General features: G+C 52.8%; 12 protein-coding genes. 3 read left to right on the plus strand and 9 right to left on the minus strand.

Annotated elements, in window-relative coordinates; genetic code table 11:
• Positions 1-81: 81 nt before the first annotated feature.
• The 4 genes from fba to rpoE form a co-directional block, all read right to left on the minus strand.
• Positions 82-936, minus strand: a complete 855-nt coding sequence (fba, locus tag MKZ24_RS04085; protein WP_039309634.1) for a class II fructose-1,6-bisphosphate aldolase — start codon at positions 934-936, stop codon at positions 82-84.
• A gap of 206 nt (positions 937-1142) precedes the next feature.
• On the minus strand, positions 1143-1529 hold the full coding sequence (locus MKZ24_RS04090; RefSeq protein WP_039309632.1) for a response regulator: 387 nt from the start codon (positions 1527-1529) through the stop codon (positions 1143-1145).
• 343 nt (positions 1530-1872) lie between these two features.
• The gene (locus MKZ24_RS04095; RefSeq protein WP_042231532.1) at positions 1873-3480 is read right to left on the minus strand and encodes a CTP synthase; all 1608 of its coding nucleotides are present in this window, start codon (positions 3478-3480) and stop codon (positions 1873-1875) included.
• Between the two features lie 393 nt (positions 3481-3873).
• Positions 3874-4437 carry a DNA-directed RNA polymerase subunit delta gene (rpoE, locus tag MKZ24_RS04100; RefSeq protein ID WP_042231529.1) on the minus strand — a complete coding sequence of 188 codons (564 nt, stop codon included), beginning with the start codon at positions 4435-4437 and terminating at the stop codon, positions 3874-3876.
• Positions 4438-4857: 420 nt separating this feature from the next.
• Between rpoE and MKZ24_RS04105 the strand changes: the two genes are divergently transcribed.
• A complete protein-coding gene (locus MKZ24_RS04105) occupies positions 4858-6057 on the plus strand; it encodes a S8 family peptidase (RefSeq protein WP_340781401.1) in 1200 nt (399 codons plus the stop codon).
• 91 nt (positions 6058-6148) lie between these two features.
• Here the strand turns inward: MKZ24_RS04105 and argS are convergent, their stop codons facing one another.
• The 5 genes from argS to MKZ24_RS04130 all read right to left on the minus strand — a co-directional run bounded on the left by argS (position 6149) and on the right by MKZ24_RS04130 (position 10647).
• The gene (gene argS / locus MKZ24_RS04110) at positions 6149-7834 is read right to left on the minus strand and encodes an arginine--tRNA ligase (RefSeq protein WP_340781402.1); all 1686 of its coding nucleotides are present in this window, start codon (positions 7832-7834) and stop codon (positions 6149-6151) included.
• Positions 7831-8274 (minus strand): DUF1934 domain-containing protein, encoded by a 444-nt coding sequence (locus MKZ24_RS04115; protein ID WP_042231520.1) that lies wholly within the window; start codon positions 8272-8274, stop codon positions 7831-7833. The genes argS and MKZ24_RS04115 overlap by 4 nt, the downstream gene beginning before the upstream one ends.
• A 115-nt stretch (positions 8275-8389) precedes the next feature.
• The gene (locus tag MKZ24_RS04120; RefSeq protein WP_340781404.1) at positions 8390-9058 is read right to left on the minus strand and encodes a GNAT family N-acetyltransferase; all 669 of its coding nucleotides are present in this window, start codon (positions 9056-9058) and stop codon (positions 8390-8392) included.
• 47 nt (positions 9059-9105) lie between these two features.
• Positions 9106-9774 (minus strand): GNAT family N-acetyltransferase, encoded by a 669-nt coding sequence (locus tag MKZ24_RS04125; RefSeq protein WP_042231516.1) that lies wholly within the window; start codon positions 9772-9774, stop codon positions 9106-9108.
• Positions 9775-9789: 15 nt separating this feature from the next.
• Positions 9790-10647 (minus strand): carbon-nitrogen hydrolase family protein, encoded by an 858-nt coding sequence (locus MKZ24_RS04130; protein WP_042231512.1) that lies wholly within the window; start codon positions 10645-10647, stop codon positions 9790-9792.
• 222 nt (positions 10648-10869) lie between these two features.
• On the opposite strand from MKZ24_RS04130, the gene MKZ24_RS04135 reads away from it, so the two are divergent.
• Positions 10870-12942 carry a transglycosylase domain-containing protein gene (locus MKZ24_RS04135; protein WP_340781405.1) on the plus strand — a complete coding sequence of 691 codons (2073 nt, stop codon included), beginning with the start codon at positions 10870-10872 and terminating at the stop codon, positions 12940-12942.
• Between the two features lie 99 nt (positions 12943-13041).
• Positions 13042-13722, plus strand: coding sequence for a DNA-3-methyladenine glycosylase (locus MKZ24_RS04140; protein WP_042231506.1), 681 nt, complete (start codon positions 13042-13044; stop codon positions 13720-13722).
• Positions 13723-13745: the final 23 nt, after the last annotated feature.

The raw sequence follows: 13745 nt of genomic DNA on the forward strand, positions 1-13745 counted from the left end.
GCTATGCGGTGCACTCTTCTGATAAAGATATGCATGCGGAACAGCAGAAAATAACCTGTCCCGTTACGCGGCAGAGTTAAATTACGCTTTGTTGCTGGATCCGAATTCACGGATTTTGCCAATAACGGTTTGTTTGATGGCTTCGCGACCTGGTGCGATGAATGTACGCGGATCGTAAGCATCCGGTTTAGCAGCCAGAACTTCGCGGACTACTTTGGCAAACGCGATTTGGTTCTCAGTGTTTACGTTGATCTTGGAAGTACCCAGGGAGATGGACTTCTGAATGTCATGTACAGGAATACCAGTACCGCCATGAAGTACGAGCGGAAGGTTAACCGCATCACGAATTTCTTCCATTTCCTTGAATCCAAGGTTCGGTTCGCCCAGGTAAGGACCATGTACGGAACCCAGTGCCGGAGCCAAAGTGTCGATGCCGGTTTCTTTAACAATGCGTACGCATTCGTTAAGGTCAGCGTATTGGATGCCGCCGATAACGTCATCTTCCTGTCCGCCTACAGTACCAACTTCAGCTTCTACAGAAACACCTTTAGCATGAGCATATTCAACGACCTTCTTGGTCATTTCAATGTTCTCATCGATTGGGTGGTGGGAGCCGTCGATCATTACGGAAGTAAATCCGGCATCGATTGCATCCTTACATTTGTCAAAGCTTGAACCGTGGTCCAGGTGGATAGCAACTGGAACAGTGATCTTCATGTCATGAATAAGACCTTCAACCATCTTAACTACAGTGTAGAAGCCGCCCATGTGACGAGCTGCACCTTCGGATACGCCAAGGATTACTGGTGATTTCTCTTCTTCTGCTGCACCAAGAATCGCTTGAGTCCACTCCAGGTTATTGATGTTGAACTGGCCAACTGCATATTTTCCTTCAAGTGCTTTGGTTAACATGTCTGTCATAGATACTAATGGCATGGTTTCAATCCTCCTAAAATGTTTGAGTTGCTTATATAAGCCGACATCACATACAGGCCTATTATAGCACATCCTGTGTCAAATACTAAATAGGATACACAAAAAAATGTCCCGGTGGGACGATATTCAGCCAGCCCATATTCCTGTGCGACTTTCCCTCATTAGCGTATCCGTAACAGGACTTACCCAAACTGTACATTTCTAAGCTAGCTGCATTGATCAACCGACTTATTGTACAGATGCATATTAACGGCAACCCGCATCTCATCGATATCAAACGGCTTGGTGAAATGCATCAGGGCTCCCAGCTTGGTCGCTTCCTTGATCATGTCCAGTTCTCCGTAAGCCGTCATCATAATGACTTTAATCGCCGGGTTCAGCTCCTTCAAATGCTTGAGGATCTCCAGTCCGTCCATCCCCGGGATTTTCATATCGAGCAGAACCATATCCGGCGATTCGTTCTTGACGATCTCCAGTGCCAATTTTCCGTTAGCTGCCTGAAAGGTGGCATAACCTTCACTATTAAACACTTCCATGAGGAGAATCCGGATTCCATTCTGATCATCGACAATTAGTACTTTCTTTTTTTCCATACGATACCCTCCCAGAATTTAAGGCAGATTGTCTATACCGCGCCCTCTCACAGCTAACGGCCCCGCTTCAACTTAGTCTATACGAAACCTATTATTCGTGCTTTGTAGCCAAAATCCTGCTAATTGGTTAAAATGCGTAAATCTATGCCATATAAAGGTGTATTCCCAGTTAAAAATCGGTAGTACAGTCCCCTTGTAATTTGGGAGATATCATAAATGAGAACTAATACCAAGAGAAATATAAGAATAAAGTGAAGTGTAAAATGTATATTTCCTTTGTCTTCAATAAAGAAAGCCCCCGTTAGGAGGCTCCAGCAGGCCCGGAAGGCCTTGAAGATATTTATTACAGCTGTTCGGAATGGGTAAGCGAAGCTTTGACAAATTCACGGAACAGCGGCTGCGGACGGTTCGGACGTGAAGTGAATTCCGGATGGAATTGCACGGACAGGAACCATGGGTGACCCGGCAGCTCAACAATCTCAACCAGACGTCCGTCAGGGGAGGTTCCGGAAAAGACCAGACCTGCCTTCTCCATCTCATCGCGGTAAGCGTTATTGAACTCATACCGGTGACGGTGACGTTCATAGACCAGTTCATCATCATAGCAGGACATTGCCAGTGAACCAGGGGAAAGCTTACAAGGATACAGTCCAAGGCGCATGGTGCCGCCCATATCCTCAATATCCTTCTGTTCAGGCAAGAGGTCGATCAGCGGGTACGCGGTAGCCGGATCGATCTCGGAGCTGTTCGCACCTGTCATTCCGAGCACAGAACGGCCGTACTCAATCACAGACACCTGCATACCCAGGCAGATCCCGAAGAACGGAATAGACTGCTCACGCGCATAGCGGATAGCCGAAATCTTGCCTTCGATCCCGCGGTCACCGAAGCCCCCCGGAACCAGAATGCCGCCGATGCCGCCCAGCAGCTCGTCCACATTCTCATCCGTAACCAGCTCTGCATCCACCCACCGGAGTTTCACTTCGGCATTGGAGGCAAATCCGGCATGTGAGAGTGACTCTACAACACTTAAATAAGCATCATGAAGCGCTACGTACTTACCGACAATGGCAATTTCAACGGTGCGTTCCAGCTTCTGGATCCGCTCCAGCATACTCTCCCATTCACGCATATCCGGTGCAGGAGTAGTCAGCTTCAGGTGGTTGACTACAATCTCATCCAAGCCTTCATCGCGCAAATTAAGCGGAACTTCATACAGGGTTGATGCGTCGCGGCATTCCACCACGGCATTCGCATCAATGTCACAGAACAAAGCAAGCTTGGCCTTCATATCATCAGTCAAAGGATACTCCGTACGGCACACGATCACATTCGGCTGAATTCCGATGCTGCGCAGCTCTTTTACACTATGCTGTGTCGGCTTCGTCTTCACTTCGCCTGCAGCCTTGATGTAAGGAATCAGGGTAACATGAATGTACATTACATTCTCACGGCCGATGTCACTCTTGATCTGGCGGATCGCTTCCATGAACGGCAAGCTCTCGATGTCCCCTACAGTACCGCCAATCTCCGTAATGACCACATCCGAACCGGTCTCACGGCCCGCGCGGAATACCCGTTCCTTGATTTCATTCGTAATGTGCGGGATAACCTGAACGGTGCCGCCCAAATACTCCCCGCGGCGCTCTTTGCTGATAACCGAGGAATAAATTTTACCTGTGGTTACGTTGCTGTTCTTCGACAAATTGATATCAATAAACCGTTCATAATGCCCAAGGTCCAGGTCAGTCTCCGCACCATCATCGGTTACAAACACTTCCCCGTGCTGATAAGGACTCATAGTTCCAGGGTCTACGTTAATGTAAGGATCGAATTTCTGGATCGTTACTTTCAGACCTCTGTTCTTGAGCAGCCTGCCCAGCGAAGCGGCGGTGATGCCTTTGCCAAGGGAAGACACAACGCCACCCGTTACAAAAATATACTTTGTCACTGTAAAACCCTCCTAAATAAAGTCCAGAAATTCAGGGGACGCTTGTTGTTTATCGTAACCCTTTTTTCCATCATCAAACCGGGGAACCCATAAGTTGCTTCCACCCGCCAAAACCTAAAGCCAGCAAAAGTGCAGTTTTTTGGCATTCAAGTAGAAACGGATTTGCCGTCCCTTTTAAAGGACGGTACCGTTTCAGCGAGAAAGATAAGGAGCGTTTATTGCGTGAAGCCGATTAATTCTTATCTTTTAAAAAAACAAAAAAGTGACACCCGTAGACCCGGGGCACTTTTTATTTTAGAAAACATATTAACTTTCATTATAAGCCCATGCAATAGTTTACTCTGACGGTCCTGCCCCTGTCAAGGGACGAATTACACCGCCGGAAAGACTATTCTAAAATTTATCGTCCTCTTCCTCATCATCGGCTTCGTCTTCATCGCCGTCTTCGGAATCTTCCTCATCCGCTTCGTCTTCGTCAATGTCATCTTCATCAATGACAACATCTTCGTCAACTTCCTCTTCGCTGTCGTCGTCAGAATAGAGGTCGTCACGATCTTCATCAATCGCATCGAAATCCTCTTCCTCCGCAGCGTAATTCTCTTCTTCTTCAGCAAAGTCGTCATCTTCCAAATCGTCGTCCTCATCGTTGATGATACGTACGCGTTTGGTGTTGCCGACAGGATCATCGGAGCGTTCCAGCGGGTACCAGCGTTTCAGGCCCCAAAGGTTGGTTCCGACACAGGCAAAACGCCCGTCAATGTTAATCTCGGTATATAACTGGGCAATAGTATCTTGGCTCTCTTGATCGGTCATCCCGCGCAGCTTGGCTACCTCGACCATCAGATCACGGTAGTAGTAAGGCGTATTGGCTGCCTTGAGCACCAGGAAAGCCAGGTCGACCATCGGTATTTCTTTAACTTTCTCAGGGTCCAGCTTTAAATTGAGTGGCGTACTCACTAAAGGACACTTCCTCTCACGCATTGTTCACATTACAAATCATGCTTAATTCATGATATCCATTAACAAACCTAAGTAAAACCTATTTGCGGGCAAATTGCAAGTCTAATACACCTGCTTCTGCGGGAAATCGCAGTAGGGCTGATTATCCGCAACTTCTATGTAACCCAAAAGATTCCCCTAAATTTAAAAAGGCGGAGGGAAACCCTCCGCACATGACTGTATCCGCGCCAAGGATCGGCTCCTTACGGGATGTTGCAAAGGGGTCTTGCGGTTCCCTTCTGTTCATTTTATGTACTCCTCCGCCTTTTGACACGATGGGCAGCCCATTTCACCAAAAAAGGGCAAGTTCCCATTCGGACGTCTGCCTCTTTTCATACTATATGGCAGCACGGCACCGAGGAGGGGACGGCGTAACTTATGGATTATTACGGATTTTGGCAGATGCTGCTTGAAGAGATTAAGGCTGCCCCCACAAATGCCCAGCGGCGTATTGTGACCTTCAATGATCCCCGCATGTATGCCGCAGCGCTATCCCAGTGGAAATCACTTAAGACCAAAACGCCGGGGCTGCGGCAGGTTCAGGTATCTACGCTTATCCGGGCTTTCTTCGTGCCCGCCGCCGGAGCAGGGAAGCTGATGGACCGTTATGCTGATTCCTTATGTATAGAAGAAGATCACCGGATTCAGGTTCACTCCTTGTCACCGGATAAAAGTGGTTCTGCCATGATGCCCTGGGGGGTCAAGTCGATTCATGCCCCGCAGGCCTGGTCTAAATCTACGGGCGTCCATGTGAAAATCGGCGTCATCGATACGGGCGTGGACTTCCGCCATCCCGATCTGAAGCATTCCCTCGCTTCCGGGGTCAATCTGCTGAACCGCGGCATGATGCCGCTGGATGACAATGGCCATGGCACACATATTGCCGGCACCCTGGCTGCAGCCGGAGGAACGCGCGGCATGATGGGCGTAGCCCCCAGGGCGCTGATCTATCCGGTCAAGGCTTTTGACCACAGCGGCTCCGCCTATGTGTCTGATATTGTCCTGGGCATCGATTGGTGCGTGCAGAACAAGATCGATATCATTAATATGAGCTTCGGGATGAAAAACAGAAGCAAAGCCCTGCATGATGTGGTGATCAAGGCCTACCGGGCCGGGATTGCCATCATCGCCTCCAGCGGCAACGACGGCAAGCGCGGCGGGGATTACCCCGCGCGCTATCCGGAGACTATTGCCGTAGGCGCCCTTGACAGAAGGCAGCGCGTCGCCGCCTTCAGCAACCGCGGACCGTATATCGACGTATACGGTCCGGGCGAGGGCATCCCCTCCTGCTGGCTGCGGGAGGGGTATAAAGAAATGAGCGGCACCTCTATGGCGACATCGCATGTCACCGGTGCCGCGGCCCTTCTGCTCGCGCTGCGGCCGGGGCTGTCGCCCCGCGAGCTGAAGCTGCTCCTGCGCCGCACAGCCGCACCGGTGCGGCTGCGCAAGGGCCAGCGCCGCGCCTCTCTGGGCGGCGGCGCGGCCGATGCGCTGCGCCTGCTGCGCGCAGGCGCCCGCGCACGGCGCAGCGGCAACAGCACTAGCATCGCCAAAGCCGCAGCAGCGGCCAAGGCTTAGCATGCGGCGGTGATGCCGCCTCAGCCAGCAAGCCCATGCTAAAAAAGCGCCGCCCCTGTTACCGGGGGCGGCGCTTTGCATCATGCTATGGTTACATCCGGTCCGGTGCGGTAACACCAACCAGACGCAGGACGTTGGCAATCGTCGTCCGCGCCGCGCCCAGCAGGGCAAGACGGGCTACGGTCTGAGCGGCGTCCTCTGTGATTACACGCTCTGCCTTGTAGTAGCTGTGAAACAGCGAAGCCAGATCATACACGTAACGGACCAGGCGGTGCGGTGCATAACCTTCGGCAGCAATCGTAATTTCCGCCGGCAGCTCACCGATTTTGCGGAGCAGGTCGTATTCATGAACAGCGGTCAGCTTGCTGTAATCAATGTTTCCAGTATCCGGCAGCATAATGCCCTGTTCTTCCGCCTGGCGGAAGATGCTGCAAATGCGCGCATGTGCGTACTGAACATAAAATACCGGATTCTCATTCGATGTCGAAATCGCCAGATCCATGTCAAAGTCCAGATGAGAATCCATACTGCGCATCGTGAAGAAGTAACGGATGGCGTCCAGGCCAACTTCTTCCATCAGGTCTTCCATCGTAACGGCCTTGCCGGTACGCTTAGACATTTTGACCTTCTCGCCATTCTGGAAAAGGCTGACCATTTGGGCAATCAGCACGACCAGCTTCTCGGGATCATTGCCCAGAGCCGACATGGCAGCCTTCATCCGCGGGATGTAGCCGTGGTGGTCAGCTCCCCAGATGTTGATCATTTTGTCATAGCCGCGGCCGTACTTGTCACTATGGTAGGCAATATCCGGTGTGAGGTACGTGTATGTACCGTCATTCTTAATCAGCACCCGGTCTTTGTCGTCACCGTATTTGGTGGTCTGCAGCCAGGTGGCGCCTTCTTCTTCATACACTTCACCGCGTTCCCGGAGCTCGTCAAGCGAACGCAGCACTTCACCGTTCTCGTACAGGGAGGTTTCGCTGAACCAGATATCGAAGTTAACCCGGAAACGGCTGAGGTCGCGTTTGATTTTGTCCAGTTCCTTGGCAAGACCGTAGGTGCGGAAGAACGCAGCGCGGTCGCCCGGGGTCATTGCAAGCAGGGAGTCGCCCTTCTCGGCAACAAGCTCTTTGGCGAAGCCTTTGATATCTTCGCCGTGATAGCCGTCCTCCGGCATCTCAGCCGGCTGGCCCAGCTCCTGCAGGTAACGGGTCTCGATCGATTTACACAGATTGGCGACCTGGTTACCGGCATCGTTAATATAGTACTCGCGCGTTACCTTGTAACCGGCGTAATCCAGCACGTTGCAGAGCGCATCCCCGACAGCAGCTCCGCGGGCATGGCCTAAGTGCAGGCTGCCTGTAGGATTCGCGCTGACAAATTCCACTTCCACCTTCTGCCCTTTACCGATCTCTACACGGCCATAATCATCACCCTGCTCGGCAACGAGTGCGATGACAGGATACAGATAGCTTTTGGACAGCGTGAAGTTGATAAACCCCGGACCGGCAATTTCCGCCTTCTCAATAGAAGCGCTGCCGGTATCCAGATGCTCGATAATGGCCTCAGCGATTTGCCGCGGATTGCGTTTGGCCATTTTGGTAAGCTGCATAGCGGCATTGGTAGCCATATCTCCATGTGCCTTGTCTTTAGGTACTTCCAGCACGATAGCCGGAAGCTCTTCCCGGGACACCAGACCGGCAGCTACGATAGCCTCGGCAATAGCCTCTTTCACCCGTTCATTGGCAAGCTGAAGCGGATTTAAACTTTGTGTCATGATTGTGGTTCCTCCTGTATATTCAAACTTATAGCGAACTGTCCTGATAACTCATCATAAACGTACAAGTCGTACTCCCATGTAACCGCAAGCTTCCTTCCGGCGCGTTTGATATCGAGCTTCCGGGTATCGGTGATGAGATTAAACTGTGTATAAGGCGAGCGGTAGAACCCCGGCAGACGCTGGCCCGGCTCAAAGGATTGCTCCGACTGGACACCGCCATGGCGGATTAGCTTGATTCCACTGTCCGAAATCTTCAGGGTGTTGCGCACAGAAACCTCACCGCCCTGAGGGCCTGGCTGCGTTTCTTCATAGCGGATATACAGGAATTGCCCTTTCATAATGGCTTCCCCAACGCTTTGCACCACATTCCGCTCACTGCCCTGCACGCTTTCCAGCGTTACGCTAACGGCATATTTGCCTTGCTGTCCTTCAGTCATTACACGTTCCTCACTTATTCATACTAATATTCATTAAGGCCATATTCGCTTTCCCATTGTACACTATATCCTGATCCGTAAGAGTAGTTCAATGGCTTTTTCGCCGGCAAAATAATTACAGCGGCAGCAGCGCCAAGCGCTCTCTGCTTCTAAGCTGCTCCACCATGGAGGTCCACGCCTCCGGCTTATCTTCCAGCACTGCGTAATAACGGGTCAAAAAATCAGCAACGAGCGGCGCCCGGATCTCCTCCAGCTCTTCATTTCCGGGCATAAAACATAGATCCAGACCGGATACCGCCTCCCCGTCACCCTGCCAGGAAGGATGAACATACGGGTAATCGATCCGCTTATACCCCAGATGCGACAGCACCTCGCGGCGCACAAACGGGTCCATGGGCTTAATTCCCCCGAAGTCATGCTCGACCCGGTAAGGATCATAAATCTCGGCGAACATTCCGAACAGCTCCCGGCCATTGTCAGCCGCCAGCTTCCGCAGATCCTTCAGCCGGCGCTGTGCCAGAAAGCGGCCTACGCCCAGCCCCTCCCGGCCAATAATAGTGAAATCGGTCATCGCCACATTCCAGTCCGCATAGTAACGGTATTCCGTGGTGCCGACAACTGTACCTTCATGCACTGCGGCGAATACACGAATGCCGGGATCCTCCAAGGGTTCCTTCCATAAGCTGTATTCCAGCACCTCCTCGGGTGGAAATACTTCGGACAGCAGCTGATGTACTTGTCTGAATAAAGGATCGGTTACATTTGTAATTCTTCTATATTCCATAGTAAGGGCTCTCCTCCAATACCGGTTGTAGTTACTTTTAGAGAAGCTTATAGAAAAGGATTCCGCCATTCCATAAGCGCTGCGTAATTTCCCGATTCCTCATCTTCCAGATAATCCGCTACAACGCCGACCGGTACACGCCCGCAGCGCAGCAGAAAAGTAATGACCGGATCAGACCAGGTACCGGCCACTACTCCGGCCAGATACGCTTCCGCCGGCATCCGTGCGGCCATTAGGTGATAGCCCGGCATCCGCCCGGCCCCCAGCAGCCGTTCCAGCTTCTGCTCCACTACAGCATGATACAACGCCTGTACCAGCTCCTTACCCAGTCCAAGCTTGCGGTATTTGGGGCGGACACACAGATCGGCAATATATAGCGTGTTCCCGTCCGGCTGATGCGTAGTGAGATATCCGTCATCCGTAACTTCCGACCAGGTATGATGAAGGGCCGGTGTCTCCGGATCATAATGGATTTTGAGTCCAGTTACCGAACCGGCCAGTTCTCCGTCTACCTCTGCACATAGTGCCCCTTCTGGGAAAAGCGTTACATGATTCAGCAGCTGTTCCCGGTTCCACCACAGCTCTGCAGGATAGGGCGGCGGAAAGGCTTCGGACTGAATCGTGACCAGTTCCGCGAAATCGGCTTCCGTATAGCTGCGGATTACCGCTGGCACCGGCATTTTACCGTCAAAAGCGTAAAAGCTCTTGTAATACATTCCCTTTCTTCCTCCTTACGTCCAGTCCGTGTACAGATCCGTCCGGCGGTCGCGCCACGTAGTTACAGATCCGTGCTCACGGACGCGGTACAGCAGCTCCAAATCCAGATCGGCCGTGATGATCATATCGCCGCCTATTTCACCCTCGGCCAGCAGGCCCTGCGGAGGGAATGGAATATCATTAGGTGTAATGACTGCCGCTTGCCCAAAATTGGCCCGCATCAGATCCACGGTAGGCAGCGAGCCCACAGTACCTGTCAGTACAACGTATACCTGATTCTCAATGGCACGGGCATGGCTGGTATACCTCACCCGGTGGAAGCCATGACGGTCATCTGTACAGGAAGGGCAGAAGATTACATCCGCACCTTTGGCCCGGGCCATGCGCACAATCTCCGGAAATTCGATATCATAGCAGGTTAGCATGGCAATGGTTCCTCTGTCTGTCTGGAATACCTCCAGTCCTTCACCCGCGCCCATATTCCAGCCGTCTACCTCAGCCGGTGTGATATGAAGCTTGGCCTGCTCGGCAATTCTTCCGTCCGGATAAAATAGATGGGCTACATTATAGAGCTTACCGTTCCGGCGCAGCACATGAGTGCCCCCGATAATATGTACAGCATATTTCCTGGCATATCCGGAGAACATCTCCCGGTAACGTTCTGTGAACTGCGGCAGATCCTCTATACCGAGCGCTTCTCCCTGTTCATTGCCTATAGACATCAGCTGCGTCGTCAGAAACTCGGGGAACAGGATGAATTCAGCCCCGTACTCCCCGGCAGTCTTTATATAGTGCTCGCACCGGGCGGCAAACTCCGCGAAGGAGGAAATGGTATGCAAATGATATTGTACAGCGGATACGCGAATAGCCATGGCGGCAATCCTCCTATACGTGATATGGCGTGCATTCATAAAGTAACTAAAATTTTACCATAACAGACCACAAAATCACACAGGATGGAGATGCTGCGTACCGCCGCATGAATATCTCTTCTATTCCTTCCCCATAATGGAGAATACCAGCAGAGACGCCTTCGCCTTACCTATCAAGGGCAACCGGGCCGTTTCTGCATGAAATAGAAGGAGCCTGATGTTATGCCGCGCGATTCTACTGCACCCAAAGTCCCGAAACGCCGCCTCCGCCGGCTCTTCCGGCTGATGCTCTTCTCTGCCCTGCTGTTCCTGGCGGGCGCCGGAGTCCTGCTTGGGTTCCTATATCAGAAACCGCTCCCTCCTCTAGGGGATGATATCCGCTCCAGACTGCTTGACTCCATGGGCAATGTACTGACCACCTTCACTACTGACGGGCGCAGCCGTGATCCTGTGGAACTTAAACAAATCTCCCCGCTGCTCATCAAGGCCACTCTGGCTGTAGAGGACCGTAAGTTCTATAGTCATGCCGGCTTTGACCTCAAAGGAATGGGCAGAGCGGTGCTCGCCAACCTGCAGGCAGGAGGGCGTACGCAAGGGGCCAGTACACTAACCCAGCAGCTTGCGCGTAATTTGTACCTGACCCATGAGAAAACTTGGACCCGCAAGAGCAAGGAGGCTCTCTACACCCTTCAGCTGGAGATGAAATACAGCAAAGACGAGATTCTGAATATGTATCTAAATGAAATCTATTATGGTCATGGTGCCTATGGTATTGAAGCAGCTGCCCAAATGTACTTCGGCAAACCGGCCGCTGACCTGGATCTGGCGGAGAGTGCCCTGCTGGCTGGAGTTCCCAAAGGCCCCACCTATTACTCGCCCTACACGCACCTGGATAGTGCTGTTAAGCGGCAGGGTATCATTCTGGCAGCCATGGTCGATGTAGGGGATATCACGGAATCGCAGGCGGAGGCCGCAGCCATGGAGAAGCTGACCTTCAAGCCGCAGGGGCAGAAGGATACTACTGTAGCCGCTCCTTATTTCCGCGATTATGTGCGCAGCCTCGTTATAGACAGTCTGCATATCAGCAGCGACGAACTGGATCAGGGCGGACTGAATGTCTACACGACACTTGATCCGGATATGCAGCGGGCTGCGGAAGAGGCCGTGGATCAGGGAATGGACCATAACAGCGAGCTGGAAACCGCCTTGGTATCCATTGACCCCCGTACCGGCTATGTGAAGGCCATGGTCGGAGGGACCAATTACCGTTCGAGCGCATTTAATCATGCCCTGGCCACCACACGCCAGCCCGGTTCTTCTTTTAAACCTATTATGTATTTATCCGCGCTGTCTTCCAAGGAGATGACCGGGTTGTCTGTCTTCAACAGCCAGCCGACACTGTTCCACTATGACAACAACCGCAAAACCTATCAGCCCCGCAACTTCGGCGATAAGTATCTTGGCGAGATCAACATGAAGCAGGCGATTGCCGCTTCCGACAATATTTATGCCGTAAATACAATTATGAAGATTGGCGCGGATAAGGTGGCCGCTATGGCCGCCGCTATGGGAATCAACAGCCCGCTGCAAAGTGTCCCGTCTCTGGCGCTCGGCACTTCCCCTGTCAGTCCGCTGGAGATGGCTTCCGCCTTCGCAGTTATCGGCAATGGCGGAGTCAAACAGCCTGTTACCGCAATTCTGAAAATTACAGATGCGGGCGGACACCTTCTATATGAAGCTCCGCAGCCTCAAGGGCAGTCTGTGGTAGAACCGGCAGCCGCTTATGTGCTGACCCGGCTGATGGAAGGCGTATTTGAGAGCGGAGGAACGGGGAACCGCGTAGCCTCGATGATTAAACGCCCGGTCGCCGGCAAAACAGGCACTACCGATACAGACGGCTGGATGGTGGGCTTCACTCCTGAGCTCTCCACTGCGGTCTGGGTAGGTTACGACAAGGGCCGGGACATTGCCACCGCTGATGGAAGACGTGCAGCGCCTATCTTTGCGCAGTTTACGGAAAAAGCGCTGGAGAATGTACCGCCGAAGATTTTCCCGATTCCTGATGGCGTGGTCAGCGTGTATATCAATCCGCAGTCCGGCAAGCTGGCTACAGCAGCCTGTCCGGAGAAGGAGCTTACAACCTTCATCAGCGGCACTGAGCCTACTGAGTACTGCGACCAGCATGCCGCCGGCGACTCCGATGCTTCCCCGAATGGGAGCAACTCTGAGATTGCCGAGCCTGTCAAGGAGGAACATTCGCTATGGAATGATATCAAACGCTGGTGGATGAACTGATCCGGCATTGCTGCCGCCGGAGACTTGCGTTACGATGGGATGAGCCCGGCAAGGCGCTCTCTTAAGCGTTAGTCCGCCGCAGGAAGGTGTCAACCATTCATGAAGCTGAATTCTTCAGTCGGACCAGACCATTCCGCCCCGCAGCGGCTGCTGCCGCCTGAACTCTATGCGCTTGCGGCAGTAGATGCAGCTCCGCGCCTCCTGGGCCAGCATCTCGTCCGGCGCACCGATAACGGTGATATCCGCTGCCGTATTGTGGAGACTGAAGGCTACGGCGGCGCTGAAGACAAGGGGAGTCATGCCTACGGAGGGCGGCGGACAACCCGTACAGAAGCAATGTTCAGCTCCGGCGGCGCTACGTATGTATACCTGATCTACGGGATGCACTATTGCTTCAATGTGGTTACCGCTGCTGAAGACGAACCGCATGCGGTCCTGATCCGTGCAGTGGAGCCGTTTACCGCCAGGGACGCGGAGCTCATGGCTGCATACCGGGGAATGGCTGTCCGCAAGCCTTCGGATCTGTCCGGCGGCCCGGGCAAGCTGTGCCGGGCACTGAGGATAGACAAAAGCCTCAACATGGCCAGGCTTGATCTCCGCGGGGGACCGATTTGGCTGGAGCAAGGTGAAGCCCCGGAATCTCTGGATATTGTCCAGGCTCCGCGCATCAATATTCCCTATGCAGAAGAATACGCGCTGAAGCCTTGGCGTTTCTATCTTCGGGGCAATCCCTATGTCTCGGTCAGCAGCACGGATGCGCAGCCGGTTATCCTCACCTGAAGATAGTTTCATCCCGCTGTTTC

Source organism: Paenibacillus sp. FSL R7-0297 (genome assembly GCF_038009025.1).
Taxonomy (GTDB): domain Bacteria; phylum Bacillota; class Bacilli; order Paenibacillales; family Paenibacillaceae; genus Paenibacillus_AQ.